This is a genomic window from Janibacter sp. CoH_79_TC_3 (assembly GCF_058197955.1).
Window position 1 is genome coordinate 127489 of record NZ_JBXWIV010000005.1, and the last position, 19898, is coordinate 147386.

The window sequence follows — 19898 nt, forward strand, 5'->3', positions numbered from 1 at the left end:
GAGCCATGAGCCATGAGCCAATATATCATGCACTTCTATTTCTACCTCTATCATCATAACTTAGCTTGGCGTTAAGATAGCGTTAAGGTGATGGCTAATATTAGGAATAGTTTGAAGTGATGGCTTGTTTTTAGAGATGTAGTGAACGCTAGACAGCCACGCCAAATAACCCTCCAATCAATGAGGTTGCAACCATCGCTAGCACGCCCCAAATGACTACTCGAGCAGTAGCAGGAATAACAGGTGCGCCACCCAAACGCGCCGATATTACTCCAAGTAGCGCTAAGCCTATTATGGTCAAAGATGATAATGACCAAACCAGTGTTTGTGCTGGCAACAGCAGAATACCAATAATCGGTAATATCGCCCCAGCAATGAAAGATAATCCAGAAGCTACTGAGGCATGAATCGGTTTTGCTTGACTAAGATCTGTCAAACCAATCTCATCTCGGGCGTGAGCTTCAAGTGCATCATGCTCGGTCAAAGCCACAGCAACTTGATGCGCCAATACGTGATCCAGTCCACGGGTTTCATAAATTTTTGTCAGCTCAAACAGTTCGCGCTCAGCGTTATGAGTCAGCTCATGTAACTCTTTATCCAAATCTGCCTTTTCGGTATCTGCTTGTGATGATACTGAAATATACTCGCCAGCAGCCATTGATAAAGCGCCTGCTGTCAACGCTGCCATTCCTGTTAGTAGCAATGTTTGGCTGCTTGTACTTGCTGCAGCGACACCAACCAGTAAACTAGCGGTAGAAATCAAGCCATCATTCGCCCCCAGTACTGCCGCTCTTAACCAATGATTACGATTGCTTAAATGTACTTCATCATGAATAGAATGGTGCATAAATATCTTCAAACCTCAAACGGTGTTGACATGAATTAGAATATGTCAGTGTAGCTTATAACTGCTTACAACTTCACAACTCTTCATGCATAATTATTTGGCTTGTTTTAGCGCCACCAATCGATAGGTCATTAGTAAAAATACCAACGTCTGACTACCAGCGTAAAATACTAATAAAGGCAGCGCTCTACTGTCTGAGCCGACCATAAACACATGAATACTAATAAACATGTAAGCCATAAAAGTTAAAAAGTGTAGCCAGCGCCATGCTGATTGCCCAATATACTTTTTAATATAGAAGCTAAAGGCGCAAATGAATAATAGCCAAAACCCCAATTGTCCCAGTGCAACCCCTACACGCTCAGTCTGAAAACCAAAAGGCAGTAAAATTTGCCATAGATTAAGATTTAAGAAGTTATCCGCTAATAAGATACCCGCATGAAACGCGGCAAAGCCTACTGCAATCAGACTTAAATACTGATGTAAGGCAAATACTCGTGCTGCATTAAAATGCTTGCCTAAACGCGTACTTAGCAATAAACCAAAAACGACTGCCAACCAAAATAACGTATAAGCGATAACACCACTTGCCCGTGATAAATACCAGAAATGTTTATCCGTGGCTGTCAGTATCTGAGAAACTGTCTCTCCCCAAGTTAACAACGCATAGCTGCCGACACCAATAGCAATTGTTAAGATTAAGCCAATGCATAGCGCCTTAGTAAGAAGCGTTGTATTAGAAGCAGTATGACGGCTAGCAGGGGTATCGGTGTGCATGGCTATGCTCCTATGAATGTTAATGTATTTATCTCTAGCGCCTGTAGTATGATCAGTTAAACATCAATCAATTGTGGCTGTACTAAATTTGGCTTTACTAAGCTTGGGCGCATAGCAGCTGTCACCAACACTTTGTTATTCGTATCGATTAACAGTGCAGCAATATCATGTTTATTAAGCCATGCCATCGCTTCAGTTACGCCAAGAAGCACACAGTATTTTGCATAGACCTCGGCTGTTAGCGTGTCTGTGGCAAGTACGGTGGCGGTTAGGACGTCACTGCTTACTGGACAAGCGTAATGAGGGTGGATTAAATGATGTTGCCAACGACCGTCGTGCCACCAGCGCCGATAGTCTTGCCCAGAAGTGGCGACGGCACCGGAGCTAATGGCAAGAATGGCGACATCTTCATCGTCTTGAACGTTCTGACCATCAGCAATATAAGGTTTAGCAATAGCAACTCCCCAGGTAATTGGTTTATCTATTTGGTCTGTTGGAACGCCGATTGCTATATCTCCGCCCATATCTACTAAACAGGGAGGTTGCCAGTCATGAAGATGGCTAATATGCTTAGCCAGTTGCATGGCGCACCAGCCTTTGACGTAACCATTCAAATCCAGCGCCATTCCCGCTGGCAGGTATACTTGATGCTTTCCATTAGCTAACTGGCGCAGCTGAATACGTCCTATCTGCTGACTGTCATTGCTCGCCCTAGGTGTATCTTGCAAGCTTGCACTGGTGTTTAAGGTCATATTTGAGGATGTATTTGAGCTAATCTTCGAGCCAGTCATGGGCGCGGATGGCATAGACATTTTGGGTAAAGTCTCAAATGAATATTTGTAGCCAGTATCCCAAAGTTCTTTCAGTAAAGTCGGAGTTACCAAACCTTGAGTCTTTGAGGTAAAGTGAATCGCGCGCTGTAAAACCTCGAATAATTCTGGGCTCACCTTAATCCATTGGTTGGTTTGGTTATTCAGTTGCATCAGCTCACTGGTCTCATAAAAACGACTGAAAATGTGTTCCCATTGCGCTATGCGTTTTCGAATATCACTTGTTAGCAAAGCAATTTGCTGATCTATTGCTATCTGTGAATAACGCGGGTTAAGCCTTGTCATATTCAAGCTGATTTGAATATGACAACCCATGGCGAATAGTTTAATCGTTACCAGTTCAGGTATGTTTTTATCGGGCATATTGGTTTGCATTTGCTGTCTCCCTTACCACAAACTTAAATTCAATCAACGTTATTCTTTTCACTTATTGAGAAGAACGTGTGCGAGCGACCACCTTTATTGTCTCAATAGGCGCTACTTCATTAACTTTTCTCAACTGGCTGATATCAACAATTGGCATTGGCTCAGTTGTTGTCTCGCTATTCTGAGAGACGGTACTACTCAACACAGCGGTATCTATAGCTGGCGTATCTGTCTCTTGATTGAGTAATACTAGCCATCCTGCAATCGTGCCTGCAATTGAGACCAGCATAATGCTACTTTTAAGAGAGGCAAAAGGATCTACTTTTTTAGCCGTCTTATTCACGGTTTTAGCCTGATGTGGTTTGGTATTAGTCATCGTAGCTACCCCCATCAAAGCCATCCTCATCATATTGCTGATAGCTCGTAGCGATTAGGCGACTATTTTTTTTGTCATACTTATCGTGATGCTTTTTTTTGTCGTGTTTATCATCATGATGCTTATCCTTATGGTCATCATCATCGTCGTAATCATAGCTCTCAACGTAATCATTATTGGTCGCGACTGGATTGAGAATGGAACCAAGATTGGCATCAATATAAGTAGCGCCACTGTCTAATAGCACTTCATAGGCAGCTGTGCCGTTATAGTTGATAAGCTCTGGGGTAGCCTGCAATATCGAATTAGGAGATTCTTGTTTGGCAAGCTCGGTTGCTTGCGCAGCGCTGAGGGCAGCGAGGGCTGAGGGTTGAGTAGATAAGGGTTGAGTGACAGGGTCAATGTCAGTTTGACTGATAGGATTTAGCATTGACAGACTGCTATCAGCATTCGGTGATTGGTTAGATAAGGCGATAACGCCACCAAAGAATATCAATGAGGTCGCAGCGACAGTCAATACTAAGGGTTTTAATAGAGGTAGGCTCATAGCATGTACTCCGTATATGTTATTAGGGAATACAAACAGCATACGGGGTGAATATTAACTCAAGCTTAAGACAGCTTATTTTAAATGCTTATAGTTCATCTTTATTGCTGACTGTTACGATAAAGCCCGTTTCTGGCTCGGAGCGGTTAGCAAACTCTAACGTGAGACCGTGAAGCTGTGCTATTCGATTGGCAATTGATAGTCCAAGACCGCTACCTAATTGGCTTTGACCGGCTGGACGATAAAAGCGCTCGCTTAACCGATCCAGTTGTTCTGGCTCTACACCTAAGCCGTTATCGACCACTCTAATTACACTGCTATCAAGTTGAAGTTCAATCAATGAGCCTTCAGGACAATAACGAATGGCATTGTCTAACAGGTTGCGGATTAACAGTTTAAATAAGATAGGATTGATAAGAATGGGGAGAATATCAGCAGGATTATCACAGTTCACGGTACGTTTTAACTGAATGTGCTTTTCGCGAGCGAGGCGGTTGACATCACTAAGTATAATATCTGTCAGCAGTAGCCAATCCGGACTTTCTAATTGTTCAGGGGGCAATTGTTGTTGCGGTTCTATCTTGGCTAAGATCAGCAGTTGGTCGACTAAATGCGTGGCACGCTCTATACCGTCGCTGATTTTTTGGGCATGATAAAACAGCTGATTATTATCTTCCACGCCAGATTCTAAGCCAGACAACTGCAATATCTGCTGCTGCAATAAATCAGCTTGTAGTTTTAATGCTGCCAGTGGGCTTCTTAGCTCATGTGAAGCATCCGCGGTAAAACGTTGCTCACGGGCTAAGGTATCCGCAACTTTCACAAATAAGGCATTCAACGCTATAACCAAAGGCTGAATCTCTTTGGGTACGTCTGCTGTGATGGGACTATCATCTTGCGGTTGACGCTGTTCAAGCTCGGCACTAATCTGAGTTAATGGCATAAAGCCGCGTCGAATCAATAAGACCACCAAAGCCATAAAGGCAAATAGACCAATTAACATCGGCAGCACTTGTACAGACATAGCATCAACAATCATCCCTTGGCGAGATTCAAGGTTCTGACCGACAGCAATCACCCGACCTTCGTGCTTATCGTCATGGTTATCATGCACATAAAATAAACGCCAGCGCTTACTAAAAGGGTTAAGGCGCTGATAGGCAGAATCCTGTTCTTCTAAAAATCCACGTTGGTCCGGCAAAAAAGCAAATGACTGACCATTTTCATCAGCCATCAATAGGCGTCCTTTTTTATCCCAAATGGCAAAGCCCATATAGTCGTCTTCAGCTTCGCCGAGGTCACCTGATAGCTGCTTACTTTCTAGGTTGTATATTTTGGCGGGACGCTTCTTTTTATTTTTACTATCCTCTTGCTCATAATCTTCCCTATCATGGTGGTCGTCTCTATCATCATCGTTTTTAGGAGTAACCCCTATTAAGTAACGAGCAACTTGGGTAATCTGGGTGTCGTTCATTTCATTGATTTCGTGCCAAAGCCGCCATGCAATAAAGCTGGAGGTAAGTACCCATAGCAAAGGTAGACCAATTAGTAGAGATGTTAATAGCCGTTGCTGGATACTTTTCATAGGCATACCTATTAGGATGCAAAGTTAGGAGGTAAAGTGTTAGAGGGTAAGGTGGATAAGCTAAACGTAGACGTAAGTCCTGTTAGTGACTGCTAACCACGGCTATAAGCGGGATTAAGATAGTAGCCAATACCACGTTTGGTCAAGATAAAATCATTGCCCAGTTTTTTACGTAAATGATGGATATGTACTTCAATGGCATTGCTTTCGATGTCTTGTTGCCAACCGTACAGCTTATCTTCTAAACTTGCTCGGCTGTGTATTTGCTTAGGATGGGTCAGCATTTGCTCTAATATGGCCAATTCCTTGATGGTCAATTCAATGATTTGACCTTGATAAGAGACTTGTTGATTATGCGGCTGATACGACACCTCACCATAACGGATTTCAGGCTGACTGCGCCCCTGACTGCGCCGCATTAACGCTTGCAGACGGGCAACAACCTCATCTAAAGCAAACGGCTTGACCAAATAATCATCAGCACCAGCATTGAGTCCAGCCACCCGATTGGCAATCGCATCGCGTGCGGTGATAATCAATACCGGCGTATCTATCCGTTTGGCTCGCCAGTTTTGCAGCACGGTCATACCGTCCCCTTTTGGCAAGGTCAAATCAAGCAGCACCGCATCAAACATGCCCTCTTGCAGTGCCATTTCACCTTGCTTGGCATCACTAAACCAATCGACCATCATACCGTGACTTTTTAAGCCGAGGATAATACCTTCAGCAATGCTACTATCGTCTTCTATCAATAATATGCGTGCCATGTTTATTCCACCGCTTCGTTTATTTCACATCGGACGGCTTATCCGTCACCGTTTTCTTGCCCGTTATCATTGATTTAATCAGGTTTTGGCGTTGCCAATAACTCATGGCAATCGCAGCGAAGATATGTAAAGGAACGAGTAAATATAAACTGTTGGCTAATAACTCATGTATTTCTTCAAGCACATCTTTATTACCAAGCAGCTGTATATGACTAAAAAAATCTGTTTCCATCAGATAACCAGTTATTCCTAACCCTATAATCACTGCCCATAACGATAGCATCATAATAGCTGCCAATGGGTTATGACCGAGGTGTTGTTCATCAACCTGGCGAACACTTAAAGCTGATAGGTGATGTTTAAGTCGTGTGGGCGTAGGGAGGAAATTGGTAAAGCGCGCATAGCGTGTCCCTATCAGCCCCCAAAGTAAGCGTAGAACCACTAACCCTACCACGGTATAGCCTACATAGATGTGCAGATCGCTGCCGTCTTCAGTAAAGAGTAGATTGGCAATAATACCAGCCGCGACTGTCCAGTGGGTAAATCTTACTAGAATATCCCAAACTTTGACTTGCCTAGTTTTAGGATTTCTAAGTAATTTTATGACAGAATCGTCGACCACATCAAGCATGTCTTGTTGGCGCATGGTTGTCACTCCCTTAATAAATCGTTTATTGATTGACGATATCCTGCTGCTAAAAACAAAAGCTAAGCGAGATATCGTAAGCAGACTAGCGTTAGCATCGTCTGTCTTATCGCTATTACAACAAACAAATCTTAAGATGAGCTTAGGAAATGAAAAAACAGGAATATTTAGGTAGTGGTTAAGCGGTCATAGTATTCAGCGAGAATAATATGGTATTAGTTAGAGATACGGCTTAAGTGAATATGCTGGTTTGATGTGTGACTATAGTCATCATCTTATAATACGGTTAAAGTGAGAAATTCATCCTTTGTTCATATTGATTCTACCAAAGAAAACCATCGCCAGCCCACAAGCTATCGTCCATGCCAGCAGCATCGATACTAAGGTATGACTAAAAAAATGGTCGCCAAAAGACATTTTATATAGCCCCATCGTCCACCCTAGGCCCGTAACTATCATAAAAATTTTATAGCGGTGTTTTTGTAGTGTCGGTAAAAATGCTAACCCATATAAAGAGAACCCTGCGCTGGCATGAGCCGCTGGGAAGCACTTTGCTGGTGTCATGGCTACTATGCTTTGCCAAAGATTAAGATAAGGTAAGTCACCATTGAATAGAGATAAATGATTGGGGCAACTGACATGGGTGAAGCTTTTGAGCGTTGCGATAATTGTGGGCACCATAATTATAGTGATCAATAGATACCCTATCTCTCGGCTAGACAATGCTGCGATTGGTCTAACAAAGTATGGTTGAGCATTCACGTTAGTAGAGTATCGACTTTGCCAATAGCGCCCAATTAAAACGGTTATTAAATAGACGCCGAATAATATTAATAATAATTTAGGCAAGTCATAAAAAATAAACACATAAGGCTGCGCGTCTTTTTCAAGTAACCAATGTCCATTTGTATAGAAAAGCTCACTAATACGAACATCAAATTGGCTATGCTCAAACGTCAGTGTGGCGATAATCGTTAAGCACAATAATTTGAGCCACATCCAATCAGTTGAATTTTTTGCTAGAGTCATTGAATCACCTTTAAAATATATTAAGCCAAAAACATCCAAGTATTACTTAATATAAAAGGTGCCATAACGCCATTACCCATAAGATAAACAACAGTGCTAACGCCAAAAATTGCGCTGCAGATCCCACATCTTTGGCTATTTTAGCGAGTGGATGCTGTTCTGTTGAGGCATGATCAACACTGGCCTCAATACCGGTATTAAACAGCTCAACGATAAGGGATAAAAAAGAGGTAATTATCAGCATCATTTTTATGCTGATATCAAAAGGTATAGATATGATTGCAATAAATAACACAAGATTGAGCCAAAACACTTGTCTAAACGCGGCCTCATATTTATAAGCGGCTTTAAAACCATCTAAAGAATAACCGGTGGCTTTTATAATACGAGAAAGACCTTTGTTGCCTTTAGCAATACTCGCATAACTATCGGGTGCAAGCAGCTGATTAGAGGTTTCTTGGCTCGAAGTATCATAATTCATCTTTTCGTCGTCAAGATTGATAGGGTTGTCATTGCTCATATTGAGTGCTCAATAGTCATTATTATCAAGGTATATGGTAAATTTTAAGTAGTATAAGATAGTAGAGATTAAGAAAGCGTTAAGGGAGTATTGACTTATAGAGGCGGAAAACACAACAAAATAATTACTCTAGAGATATTATGATAGTGTTATCACTGATTACTTAAAATCTAAACACTAAACGAGCAATAGCCGATACCATGTCTATCACAGTATCGGCTATTGCCTGCTATTTGGGTTATAAATTAACAGTTAACAGTTAACAGTGACAATTTAAGCGTTTGGTTTAATCGTCATCTTCTACGTCAACTTGACTTCTTAACACTTTGCCAGTATTGGCATCTATGCTCACATCATATATTTGATTACCTTTGACAACTTCAATGTCATAAACAGACTGCCCTTTTTCCAGCTCAAACTCAGCACTGATGACTTTTCCATTCAAACTTTGTGCTGCTTTTTGCATAGCACTGGTCAGCGACACTTTGGCTTGCTTCATGGCGTTATACTCAGCCAATTCCTTTTTATCTAGTTTCTCTTGCTTAGTCTTAATAACTTTACCGGTATTGGCATCAATCTTCACTTCATATGACGTACCGTTAGATACAAATTCGACTTCATATTTACCGGTACCTTTATTTTTGCCATCGTCGTCATAATCAAACTCTGCACTGACCAGATCGCCTTTAGCATTTTTTTTGGCGATATTGATTGCCTGCGTTAGGCTAATTTTACTTTGCATAGCACTGAGCGCTCCACTTGAGCTTGCCACAGCTTTGGTATTGGCAACAGGCGCTGCAATAGCAGTTGCGCCGATACCAGCAACCGTTAGAGCGACAATCATTGATTTGGTTAACATTGATAAGTTTTTCATAAGCTTCATCCTTTGTATTCATTCGATTTCTGACATTCCATTCAGTGGTTTTGTCAGCTACCTCGTTGGTATGAATCTATAATACGACCTGAAACTTAAGAGAAGCTTAACGGGAATTTAGCGTTTAATTAGTAAGTAAAAATAATAGAGGCACCTTTACTAGACTAGTCATTGAAACAATTATTTCATACGATTGATGAGCTTATCTTTTAAAATAAACTGATGATAGAGTGCTGCGCCAATGTGCAATAAAGTAAAGCCTATAATCATCGGCCAAATAACACCCGTATGTATATTTTCATAAAAGCGTGCTGTACTACGATTAGGGGTTACAAAAACAGGGATTTCAAACAGTCCAAACATATCAACTGGATGACCACCATAGACTGACGTTAATAGACCAGCCACAGGCATTGCAATCAAAATCATATAAAGAGCTAAATGAGTCAACTGCGATATTTTTTTTTGCCAAGGCGGCATGACAACAGCTGCTGGTACTTTAATCAATAAGCGATTGAATACACGTGCAATCATCCAAAACAACACACTGAGACCAAAGGCTTTGTGTAAATTAATATATAAGTTCTGATCAGTATTTTGGTATACAACTATTAGTATCCAAGTTATCAGCAATAAAATCGCACTTATCCAGTGAAATATTCGGCTGCTAACTGGCCATTTTTGTACTTGTATTACCTTTTCCATATATCACCTCATATATAAATATATTTTTGTTATTATTGGATTTTTCAGAAACAACTTAATATAGCGATTTTTCATAGATGCAGTAGATTTCTAAGAGTATTCAATAGTTGTTTCATGCTCATTCTAAATATATTGCTTGATAGTCAATAGCATCAAAGTACGTGGCAGGTTATTTAAAATAAAAAGTGCAATCAGTAATATGATTGTAGTCAGTATCCCAGTGTAGGAAGTCACAGGTTAGTACTTGGCTATGAGTATGAGCTTGGGGTTGTTAAGAAAATGTTAAGGTTAAATACTTTTCATTTATTCTTTAATCTTTATGCTCCATATCAACCTGACTGCTTAAAACCTTGCTAGTATTAGCATCTATGCTCACATCGTATATCTGATTGTTTTTGACCACTTCGATATCATAGATAGTAAGTCGATTTCTGACAGACCTTTCGTGGTGTCATCAGCTACCTTGTTGGTATGAATCTATAATACGAGAGATGACATAGGAGAAACTTAGCGAGGATTAAGAGTTTGATTAGCCGGGGTTGGTTAAGTATGGTTTGGAGACAAAAAAGGTGAGTGAAAGTACTACGAATAGTAGACTAAGCGAGCCTGATGCTATTTCTGATTTATATAGGATTTGACTATATTTAATTATCGTTTGGGTGGTTTAAAGCCCACTCATAGAGTTTTTTGAGTCCATAGCTTCCGGGGTCAACGAGTTCAAGCATATCTGCACAAGCTTCAGCACACGATACTCGGTATACAGGATTGTAAAAGCCAGGCGTCTTTGGTCTAAATAGAGCGAGATAGTCATATTTAAAGTGTTGGCGTTTTTGAAACCAGCGCAGAACGTAACCCATATCGCACATCACTGGTATCAAAACCCAGTGACTGCGTGACATATCAATGCTCTTGCGTCTCAGTCCGCCATCACGGTGGCTTGAGCCAATACAATCATAGCATCGATTACCAAGATCCTCGACTACCAGCTCGCAGTGACTATAAGGTGAGCCGTCAATCAGACTAATAGCTCGGTCTAACAGCGTTCCATGCGTCGCCGTATAAAAAGCCAAATAGGTAGGTTGCATCAAAAACCTCCTTTAATAATCATAGTTTGTTAGAGAGTTTGCTTATATCTTTAGCTATATTCGTCTGAGTTGCCCACTCATAGAGTTTTTTGATTCCGTAGCTTCCAGGGTCCACTAACTCTAGCATATCTGCACAAGCCTCAGAACAAAATTGAAAATGAGCAGGTTCGTAAAAGCCGGGAATGACGGTTCTAATGATACCAAGATAGTTATATTTGAAGTGTTGGCGTTTGTTGAACCAACGCAGAACATGAGCCATATCGCACATCACCGGTATCAGAACCCAATGATTGTCTGACATATCAATCTTCTTACGTCTCAGTCCACCATCATGATAGCTTGAGCTAATACAATCGTAATACTGATTACCAAGATCCTTAATGACAAGCTCACAGTGACTAAAAGGAGAGCCATCAATCATACTAATAGCTCGATCTAAAAATCCTCCATGTTTGGCAATGTAGAAAGCAAGATAGGTGGTTTGCATTACATAATCGTGTCGCATATTAAGCCTCCAAAAGTCCTTTTTCTTAAACTTGATACTAGGGTGAAATATGGTTGATAACAGCGATTTTTATAGACTTTAGCATAGCATTTGTCGATAGTATTGGTACAAACCCTTGACACAGATTACAAATAAAGGAAAAACTCTTAAAGAGTAGTCGAGGTTAATAATTTGATTAGCAGAACCTGTTTATATTAAAAGGTAAATTATGACGTCTTAACACTTTCTTAATAGCTGGGTGGCTACTATAAGTCGAGAGCGTAGCAAATATAGTGCTATGTCTTAACCATCCTAAAAAAGGAAAGCACTCATGTCTACCTCCCGTCAAATACTTGCATCAGAAAATAGCCTATCTAAACCGTCAAAGCTTGGTCATATGCTTAATAAAGTGCCTGAAATTACGATCGTGTTTTGGCTGATCAAAATGATGTCAACCACAGTCGGTGAAACTGCCGCCGATTTTATGATTTTTAATTTCAAGCTAGGTCTGCCGACGACGTCTCTTATTATGACCGTGCTATTTGTAATCGTATTAGTAGTACAACTAAAAGCTAAAGAATATATACCGTGGAAATACTGGCTAACCGTCGTATTCGTCAGTATTCTTGGTACGCTGATTACCGATAATATGACAGATAACCTTGGCATACCACTAGCGTACTCAACGATAGGATTTAGCATACTACTTGCAGTAGTCTTTGCGATTTGGTATGCCAGAGAGAAGACTTTATCTATTCATCACATTGATACTTTTCCTCGTGAATTATTCTATTGGACAGCTATCTTAGCTACTTTTGCGCTGGGTACTGCTGCAGGCGATTGGTTTGCTGAAGGGCTTAATATCGGCTATCAAAACTCTACATTGATATTTGCGGCAGGAATCGCTCTTATTACAGCAGCGTTTTATGTGCTTAAGTTAAACAGCGTTTTATGCTTTTGGTTGGCTTATATTTTGACCCGTCCTTTGGGCGCAGCGCTTGGTGATTGGTTATCACAACCGATAAAAAGTGGAGGTTTGGCTCTAGGCGTGACCAGTATCAGTATTGTATTTTTATTGATGATTGTGGGCTTGGTAGGCTATGAGACCTATAAAAAAAGATTGTGAAATTGAAGGCTGTATATGAAGTTAATCTCATCTCTGCTAGCAGCCTATGCTATAGATAATAAATTATGATGAAAATAAAAATCAACTGGAAATGCTTCATTGCCCTTATTAACATCGAAAAAAATACAACCCTCATTGGGAAGCTCGTTATATGGGGATCGAGACTGGACCTGGAGCTGGCATGAGGCGTATTAAAGGACTAACAGGTACCAAATAACTTATCTGCGATGTATTTGGAAGCTTGGTTAAAACTAGCGCTCAATAGATACTATAATCTGAACTATAATCAATACAGTTTGATTGACACTATGATAAGAATATCAAATACGTTTCTTAGCCATTGGCGCTTATTAGGCAGTCTACTAGGTGGGGCAGTTATTGGTTTAATAGTAGCGGCAATATGGCCACTCTCTTTTAGTACCAGCTTTATTATTGGTTGGGACAGTGCCATTTTGATCTATATCGTCAGTATCATCATGATGATGCGTACTAATACCATTCATGGTCACCTAAACGAAGATCATGAAGGCAAAGTAATCATCTTGAGCCTCATCAGTACTGCAAGTTTAATCTGTTTATTAGCGATCTTTAGGCAAACTCAGATTGGCAAAGACTATCAAGGTACGGCACGCATTTTAATTATTGCACTTACGGTCGTTACTATTTTTATTACTTGGCTGATGATACAAGTCATTTTTGCTATGCAATACGCTTATTTGTATTTCTCTAAACAACGTAGCGAATCAAATCCACCTTTTATGTTTCCTGAGGCAATGTTTGAGGATAAAGGTAGCAGCGCTGAGTCAGCAACCATAGTAAACGCTAAGTTTGAAGATTTCTTTTATTGTGCAGTTGCCATTGGTACTTCAGGCCAAACTGCTGATATTGCTTTTACTTCAAAGGCAGGTAGAAAGCTTGCTACCCTACACAGCATCATCGCCTTCGTATTTAATTTGGTTATTATCTCTTTATTAATTAATATTATAGCCAGCTATATATAATTGATTTGAGATTTGGACAATCCTACTGATAATAAATGCTAAACGTACTACCGCCTGTAGCATTGGCTTGATGGATAAGCTTCCAATCCATATGAGTCATGATACGTTGCACAATGCTAAGACCCAAACCGCTACCTTCTACCTGATCGCTTGTACTTATGTCATTCAGACGCTCAAATCTCTCATAGAGTAACGGCATCATGACCTCTGGAATACCAAGACCGGTATCAGTCACTGTAATCTTTTCAGCATCGATAGTGACAATGACTTCACCATCATCAGTGTATTGAAAGGCATTTTTTATTAAATTACCCAACGCCATTTTTAGCAGCTCAGGTCGCACATTTGCTATGTAATCTTGCTCAGCGACTACTTTACAAGTTACCGGTTTATGGCGGAGCAAATATTGTAGGCGTGATACTTCGCTCATAGCGATGGTGTTGATAGAGGTTGGCGGTGTATCCAGTTGTTCAGGCGCGCGCGATAACAGTAATAAAGCACTGATGATTTCAGAGGTTTCTTGGGCAGTCGTGCTAATACGGTTGGCGAATTCGCCCAAGTAACCGTTGTCTTCAAGCTGTGAGGCTAGTACTTCAGATGCACCCATGATGATGGTCAATGGGGTACGCAACTCATGACTGACATCGCCGGTAAACAGCTGCTCACGTTTTAGATACTGCTCTAGCTTATGGTTTTTTTCATCGATAGCTCGTGCTAATACTCCAACCTCTGAGGGTAGATGGGTTAATTCGGTTAAATTTTGATGATCGGTTTCTACGGCCTTTTTTAAATCTAGTAAAGGCTTGATGATTTGCTTAGACGATAAATGCGAGAATAGCGCAGCAATGAGCAAACTTAGGATAACCGCCATTTTCAATGCGTCGGCAAATATACCCTCTAATTCTTCGAAGATGGCCAAAACAGGATAGTGTTCCATCACCATTTCAGACCCTTCTAAGTAGGTCAAAACATACTTTTGCTCATTTTGTTGATAGGCAAAAAAGTGCAGATTGGCCTCGGTGTTGCTCGCTTTACTATTCACGCTCACCCGCATCTCTTGAACCGTTCCATTGGCTAGCGCTTTTAAATTCTCTGGCGCGCTATCATAATGATAAATTTTAATACCGGGATCTGCTGTATAAATAGCCTGCTCACCATATTTTTCTTGACTGAGTTGCAGCTGTTGCAGTAGACGCCCTTTCACTAAGTCCTGTTCAATTCGCATCTCAGCATACATAAAAATACTGACGAACGTGGTACAAAGCAGTAAGGCGAATAAAAAATATGAGATTCGAAACTTATTAGCGATTGAGTCTATAGTAAACATGGCGTGTGCTTATTTAGTGTAAGTCAGTAGATGGCGTAAGAAAAAATATAGATACGACTGCTTATAATAGACTCTAATCTGTAAATGGCATTATGAAATCTTAGACTTTGTCTGGGTCAATAATTTGATAGCCAACGCCTGCTATGGTTATTATCATGGGCTTAGCGAACGGCTTATCAACTTGTGCACGCACACTGTGCAAATGTGTTCGAAGCGCATCACTACTTGGTATATCCTGTCCCCATACCTTTTCCTCAAGCTCAGTTTTACTAACTACCCGAGGCGAGGCACTCATTAAGGCATGTAGGATTTTAAAGCCTGTTGGCGTTAGTTTTAGCAGTTTATCTTCTCGTTTGATACTGTGTTGCTCAGTATTTAGAGACAGCTTGCCGACTTCAATAGTATGCTGAAAATGTTCATCTTGATTACGGCGTATCAGTGCTTTGATACGTGCTTCTAATTCAACCAATGAGAAAGGTTTGACCAAATAATCATCCGCACCACTATCGAACCCTGCTACCTTATCCAAAACAGTATCACGCGCGGTTAGCATCAATACGGGCGTTTTATCATGCAATTCTTCTCTAAGCGTTTTGCACAGCTTGGTACCGTCCATACCGGGTAGCATGACGTCTAGCAGTATCACGTCGTAACGGTTGCTCGTTGCCAGTGCCAAGCCACTCAGACCATTATGTGCATTATCTAGCTCAAAGCCTTTTGGCTCAAAAAAAGCATAGATATTTGCTACGATATCAGGATTGTCTTCAATAATAAGTATCTTATACATAATGGCTGCTATCTACAAAAAGTGTGAATTGGATAAAAACAGTTTAATGGGTAGTCTTAAAAAAGGTTGGTTCTGACTGAACTTCTTTAGTCGTAATATTAAAAAAGCTTAGCAGGGTTGGCGTAATGAAATCATGCGATACCGGCTGTTTGATCATACTAGAGAGACTGTTATTGTCGATGCTATTACCATTCGGCGACCAAATAATCACTGGCACCTGCTTTTGAGCATTCGGTGCAATACCATACGGTAAACCATGTAAATACAAGTTGTTTTCACCCAAACTCTCGCCATGATCACTAATATAGACCATCACCACGTCGTATTCTTGCTCATAGGGTTTCAGCTTATCGATAATAGTATTTAAAAAGTAATCCGTGTAGCGAATCGCATTGTCATAACCGTTAATGACGGATTCTCTGTCACATTTAGAGAGTTCATTAGTCATACAGGCTGGCTTATATTCTTCAAATTCTTTGGGATAGCGCTTGTAATAGGCAGGACCATGATTGCCCATTTGATGTAGTAAAATAAGCGTGTCTTGTGGCTTAGCCTCTGGCTTGACCAACTTATCAAAACCGTTAAGCATACCAATATCACGGCACTCAACATCACAATCGGGGTTTTTATCGGATGTTCTATAGTCCTCAAAAGTGACTCGGTCTGCCACGCCTTTAGAGCTAGAGTTATTGTCTCGCCAGATAACATTGACGCCCTGTTTGTTAAGGGTATCGAGAACGTTTTCATGATACTCAGCAGTGTCTATGTCGTAGTCTTCTCGATTGGCATAACTGAACATACAAGGTACTGAATACGCTGTAGAGGTTCCACAGGAAGCAGCATCTTTGAAGCTATAGATATCCGCTTGCTTGGCAAGTAGCGGCATCGTATCGCGCTTATAACCATTTAAGCCAATATGGTCAGCGCGAACGGTCTCACCGACTACAAATACCATGAGCTTAGGTTTTACCTTGCCAACCGTAGTTGTCCGCTTAGCATCTACAGCATGAGCAGTCATCGTATCAGGGCGACGCAATTCATCGAAATAGTCGGTACCGAGTTTTATGACTGAATAAATGGGCGTAATGGGATTGGTATAACTACGCACCATTTTATGTTGACGAAAGAAGCTGGCATACTGGTCACCAAACGGCAATAGGCAAACCGCTATCAACACAATAGACAAAATCAAGGTAATTGCCTTTTGTACGATTGAGCGACCTATAGAAAAACGCTTTATACGAATCTTACTGATAATAAAAGCAGGTAACACCCCTAATAATAGCAGTCGAATAACAAAGCTTGGCGCCATCAGTCCCATCGCTTCTGCTTGGTCCGTCTGTAAACTATTAATCAACATACCGCTATCAAATATTGTTCCGTAGCCATCGGTAAAATAACCACATATGGCCGCAATAATGAGCATTATACTAAGTACAGGTTTTGCTATCGGGCGGTAGCATAATAGCTGAAACAATAACCACATCAGCCCAAACAGTAAGCCTGTAAGAGATATAATAAAGCCAACATTGTCAGCAAACGGATATATAGCGAGTACTTGCTTAAAAAAGCCAATATTTGCCGTAGCAACGAGATATAGTACAACGACTACAATCAAGTAATTGAGGTTGACCTCACGATTATAGAACCTTCTTTTCTCGCTAGTTGCAGTATTGGCTGTGACAGAATCTATACTATTGTCTTCTGCAACACTGGCATCAGTGACTAAGTGTTTTGACATACACGGACTTCTTAATAGAATGAAAGAGGACTTTATTCGCTAAAATAGCATGTACTGTGTTAAGAAGGTGTTAAGAGTGCTAGATAATAAAATTTATAAAGTATTTAATGTTTTAGAAATTTATAAAACACCTACAACCACTGTTTCCAGAAGAGAACTCTTGCCCATGACCAACCTTATTCAAGAAAATCAGCCGTTGCTCATATTAGGAAGCTTAATTCTATTAGTGATGGTTGTGTTATGGGTTTTGCAATATGGATTGATTCGTTATGGTAAGAAAATACTGAATTACGCGCTGCGATATTGGGCGGCGATTAAACAGTATTGTAGTCAAAGCAAACGACTTATTCGATTAAGAAATAATTATCCAAAGTTGTATCATGTTTTATCGCAAAGGCTTCATATACAGCATTTTTATGGCTTACCTCTGACACTTTTAGTGCTAGTCATGGGTTATATTCTATTTTTGTTTCTCGGCTTGGTTGAAGATGTCGTTACTTCAGATACTATTGTGGCGATGGATCACTTTGTGTCACAGCAGATGAGTATGCTAAGTGAGTCACCTCTAGTAACGTTTTTCATCCTAATTACTAGCTTCGCCTCTACTGCAACGACCTGCTTAGTTGTATTTTTAACCTGTATTTTATGTTGGGTAATTCGCCAGCGCTATATATTGATAGGGTTACTGGTAGCCACTTTAGGGAGCACGATATTTACCTTTCTTAGTAAACTATTATTTCAACGCGATCGACCAGTGCATATTCTTCTGTTCGAGCCGACAGATTCCTTTCCGAGTGGACATGCAACAGTTACGGTTGCGCTATATGGATTTCTTGCTTATACGGCCATTCGTTTTAGCCGCAACTTTAGTCAGCAAGTCCGTATAGTGGTAATGACTGTCTTTTTTTCTATACTGGTAGGCTTAAGTAGAATTGTACTCAATGAGCACTATTTGAGTGATGTGCTAGGAGGTTATTTGGTCGGCACATTATGGCTCACGGTAGCGATTAGTGTGACAGAGTGGCTAAGAGCGAGTGATAGAATTGATTGGCAAGCAGAATGGTCAGTTGCTCATCTTCGTCTGGTCTGGCTCAGTGTTGTATGTGTCATCATTGGCTCATTTATCTATGCGCTATTTTATCAATTTCCCCTCTTAGTATAATGAGAGTCGAGTCAGTAGTTGGATGCCTAATACGAAAAAACCATCTCGCATTTAAAGGATAGATGACTTATCTCACCATTTGGTTGATTTAACACCAGATAGATTAATAGTATTTTACAGACACAAAAAAACCTCAAGTAAACGAATACTTGAGGCGAAACTTGCTTAAACTTTACAGTTTAAATTCGTTTTAAATATGGCGCAGCGGACGGGACTCGAACCCGCGACCCCCGGCGTGACAGGCCGGTATTCTAACCAACTGAACTACCGCTGCTGAGGTCGTTTTAGTTTATTTAGCCACTTAGCTTACTACTTAAGAGTAAAACTATACTAAATAGTGGTGGGTGATGACGGATTCGAACCGCCGACATTCTGCGTGTAAGGCAGACGCTCTACCAACTGAGCTAATCACCCTGAGCGAGGATAAAACGAAGCACTGCTTCGTTCGAGCGCAAGAGAATTTACATTATCATAAATTCTAGGAAACTACGCATCCAAACTAGGTATTACTGAAATCCTTTAAATAGGATTTCCTGAAAGTTTTAACATTCAAAGTTGTCACCCTTCGAATAACTTTCAACAGAAGAGAACTAACTAAAGCCTCGCTCTGTGGGTGTGTATTATATAGATTTACACATGGCTGTCAAACCCTATTTGCCATTTTCTTACGAATTTTTCCTGAATTTATCAATTCTATGGGCAAGCCTCTGTTTTCATTGGCTTTATATTTTATACAAAACCAATGATTTTTGCAGCTTATCCTCTATTTCCCTGCTAGCGCTTGCTCAATATCGGATTTAAGCGCTTCAAGCTTGGTGGTTGGCGCATAACGGTCAATGACTTGCCCATCTGAACCAATTAAAAACTTAGTAAAGTTCCATTTGATGCCGTCTGTCAGCATGCTCAGCATACCGCCCTTCTCTTCCTTTAACCACTCAAAAATAGGATGCGCATCTTTACCATTGACATCAACCTTCGCCATCATTGGAAAGCTGACGCCATAATTCTTTTGACAAAATGCGCCAATCTCTTCATTACTGCCAGGGTCTTGAGCGCCGAACTGGTTACAAGGAAAACCAATCACCACCAGTCCTTGATCTTTATATTGTTGATACAACGCCTCTAGACCTTCAAACTGCGGCGTAAAGCCACATTTGCTAGCGGTATTGACGATTAATAATACTTTACCTTTATAATCAGCAAAGGCTTGCGAGGTGCCGTCCATACGCTCAGCGGTAAAATCATAAACAGTGCTCATCATTCATCCTTAAATTAATTGTTTTATTATTTACAGGCTTATAAGAAATTTGCATGTT

Annotated in this window: 21 protein-coding genes and 2 tRNA genes; 3 read left to right on the top strand and 20 right to left on the bottom strand. The window is 40.6% G+C overall.

Annotation, left to right across the window (positions count from 1 at the left end; translation table 11 throughout):
* Nucleotides 1-148: 148 nt before the first annotated feature.
* The 14 genes from AC2FA3_RS06915 to AC2FA3_RS06980 form a co-directional block, all read right to left on the bottom strand.
* Nucleotides 149-847, bottom strand: coding sequence for a VIT1/CCC1 transporter family protein (locus AC2FA3_RS06915; protein WP_490508951.1), 699 nt, complete (start codon nucleotides 845-847; stop codon nucleotides 149-151).
* Between the two features lie 93 nt (nucleotides 848-940).
* Nucleotides 941-1624, bottom strand: coding sequence for a DUF8596 domain-containing protein (locus tag AC2FA3_RS06920; protein ID WP_490508952.1), 684 nt, complete (start codon nucleotides 1622-1624; stop codon nucleotides 941-943).
* Nucleotides 1625-1680: 56 nt separating this feature from the next.
* The gene (locus AC2FA3_RS06925) at nucleotides 1681-2829 is read right to left on the bottom strand and encodes an FAD:protein FMN transferase (protein WP_490508953.1); all 1149 of its coding nucleotides are present in this window, start codon (nucleotides 2827-2829) and stop codon (nucleotides 1681-1683) included.
* A gap of 52 nt (nucleotides 2830-2881) precedes the next feature.
* Nucleotides 2882-3196, bottom strand: coding sequence for a hypothetical protein (locus AC2FA3_RS06930; protein WP_490508954.1), 315 nt, complete (start codon nucleotides 3194-3196; stop codon nucleotides 2882-2884).
* Complete coding sequence (locus tag AC2FA3_RS06935; protein WP_490508955.1) at nucleotides 3189-3743, bottom strand: hypothetical protein; 555 nt, start codon at nucleotides 3741-3743, stop codon at nucleotides 3189-3191. The genes AC2FA3_RS06930 and AC2FA3_RS06935 overlap by 8 nt, the downstream gene beginning before the upstream one ends.
* 88 nt (nucleotides 3744-3831) lie before the next feature.
* Nucleotides 3832-5328 carry an ATP-binding protein gene (locus tag AC2FA3_RS06940; RefSeq protein WP_490508956.1) on the bottom strand — a complete coding sequence of 499 codons (1497 nt, stop codon included), beginning with the start codon at nucleotides 5326-5328 and terminating at the stop codon, nucleotides 3832-3834.
* A 92-nt stretch (nucleotides 5329-5420) separates the two neighbouring features.
* Complete coding sequence (locus AC2FA3_RS06945; protein ID WP_490508957.1) at nucleotides 5421-6095, bottom strand: response regulator; 675 nt, start codon at nucleotides 6093-6095, stop codon at nucleotides 5421-5423.
* A gap of 19 nt (nucleotides 6096-6114) precedes the next feature.
* Nucleotides 6115-6741: a cytochrome b/b6 domain-containing protein gene (locus tag AC2FA3_RS06950; protein WP_490508958.1), complete on the bottom strand. Its 627-nt coding sequence runs from the start codon at nucleotides 6739-6741 to the stop codon at nucleotides 6115-6117.
* A 300-nt stretch (nucleotides 6742-7041) separates the two neighbouring features.
* Nucleotides 7042-7770 (bottom strand): PAP2 family lipid A phosphatase, encoded by a 729-nt coding sequence (locus AC2FA3_RS06955; protein ID WP_490508959.1) that lies wholly within the window; start codon nucleotides 7768-7770, stop codon nucleotides 7042-7044.
* Nucleotides 7771-7816: 46 nt separating this feature from the next.
* A complete protein-coding gene (locus tag AC2FA3_RS06960; protein WP_490508960.1) occupies nucleotides 7817-8290 on the bottom strand; it encodes a diacylglycerol kinase in 474 nt (157 codons plus the stop codon).
* A gap of 286 nt (nucleotides 8291-8576) precedes the next feature.
* Nucleotides 8577-9164: a PepSY domain-containing protein gene (locus tag AC2FA3_RS06965; RefSeq protein WP_490508961.1), complete on the bottom strand. Its 588-nt coding sequence runs from the start codon at nucleotides 9162-9164 to the stop codon at nucleotides 8577-8579.
* A gap of 180 nt (nucleotides 9165-9344) precedes the next feature.
* Nucleotides 9345-9869, bottom strand: a complete 525-nt coding sequence (locus AC2FA3_RS06970) for a cytochrome b (RefSeq protein WP_490508962.1) — start codon at nucleotides 9867-9869, stop codon at nucleotides 9345-9347.
* A gap of 644 nt (nucleotides 9870-10513) precedes the next feature.
* Nucleotides 10514-10954 carry a hypothetical protein gene (locus AC2FA3_RS06975; RefSeq protein WP_490508963.1) on the bottom strand — a complete coding sequence of 147 codons (441 nt, stop codon included), beginning with the start codon at nucleotides 10952-10954 and terminating at the stop codon, nucleotides 10514-10516.
* 19 nt (nucleotides 10955-10973) lie between these two features.
* Nucleotides 10974-11459: a hypothetical protein gene (locus AC2FA3_RS06980; RefSeq protein ID WP_490508964.1), complete on the bottom strand. Its 486-nt coding sequence runs from the start codon at nucleotides 11457-11459 to the stop codon at nucleotides 10974-10976.
* A 310-nt stretch (nucleotides 11460-11769) separates the two neighbouring features.
* Here AC2FA3_RS06980 and AC2FA3_RS06985 point away from each other — a divergent pair, with 310 nt between their 5' ends.
* Entirely contained in the window at nucleotides 11770-12564 is a 795-nt protein-coding gene (locus AC2FA3_RS06985; protein ID WP_490508965.1) for a COG4705 family protein, read from the top strand.
* 308 nt (nucleotides 12565-12872) lie between these two features.
* Nucleotides 12873-13565, top strand: coding sequence for a DUF1345 domain-containing protein (locus AC2FA3_RS06990; protein ID WP_490508966.1), 693 nt, complete (start codon nucleotides 12873-12875; stop codon nucleotides 13563-13565).
* 22 nt (nucleotides 13566-13587) lie between these two features.
* On the opposite strand, the gene AC2FA3_RS06995 is transcribed toward AC2FA3_RS06990, so the two are convergent.
* The 3 genes from AC2FA3_RS06995 to AC2FA3_RS07005 all read right to left on the bottom strand — a co-directional run bounded on the left by AC2FA3_RS06995 (nucleotide 13588) and on the right by AC2FA3_RS07005 (nucleotide 17420).
* The gene (locus AC2FA3_RS06995; RefSeq protein WP_490508967.1) at nucleotides 13588-14892 is read right to left on the bottom strand and encodes a sensor histidine kinase; all 1305 of its coding nucleotides are present in this window, start codon (nucleotides 14890-14892) and stop codon (nucleotides 13588-13590) included.
* A 100-nt stretch (nucleotides 14893-14992) separates the two neighbouring features.
* A complete protein-coding gene (locus AC2FA3_RS07000) occupies nucleotides 14993-15679 on the bottom strand; it encodes a response regulator transcription factor (RefSeq protein ID WP_201608943.1) in 687 nt (228 codons plus the stop codon).
* Between the two features lie 43 nt (nucleotides 15680-15722).
* On the bottom strand, nucleotides 15723-17420 hold the full coding sequence (locus AC2FA3_RS07005) for a phosphoethanolamine transferase (RefSeq protein ID WP_490508968.1): 1698 nt from the start codon (nucleotides 17418-17420) through the stop codon (nucleotides 15723-15725).
* Between the two features lie 76 nt (nucleotides 17421-17496).
* Here AC2FA3_RS07005 and AC2FA3_RS07010 point away from each other — a divergent pair, with 76 nt between their 5' ends.
* Complete coding sequence (locus AC2FA3_RS07010; RefSeq protein WP_490508969.1) at nucleotides 17497-18582, top strand: phosphatase PAP2 family protein; 1086 nt, start codon at nucleotides 17497-17499, stop codon at nucleotides 18580-18582.
* A gap of 197 nt (nucleotides 18583-18779) precedes the next feature.
* Here the strand turns inward: AC2FA3_RS07010 and AC2FA3_RS07015 are convergent.
* From AC2FA3_RS07015 to AC2FA3_RS07025, 3 genes are all read right to left on the bottom strand, one after another.
* Nucleotides 18780-18856 (bottom strand) — tRNA-Asp (locus tag AC2FA3_RS07015).
* 64 nt (nucleotides 18857-18920) lie between these two features.
* Nucleotides 18921-18996, bottom strand: a tRNA-Val gene (locus AC2FA3_RS07020).
* A 349-nt stretch (nucleotides 18997-19345) separates the two neighbouring features.
* Nucleotides 19346-19840 carry a glutathione peroxidase gene (locus AC2FA3_RS07025; protein WP_490508970.1) on the bottom strand — a complete coding sequence of 165 codons (495 nt, stop codon included), beginning with the start codon at nucleotides 19838-19840 and terminating at the stop codon, nucleotides 19346-19348.
* Between the last annotated feature and the right edge of the window lie 58 nt (nucleotides 19841-19898).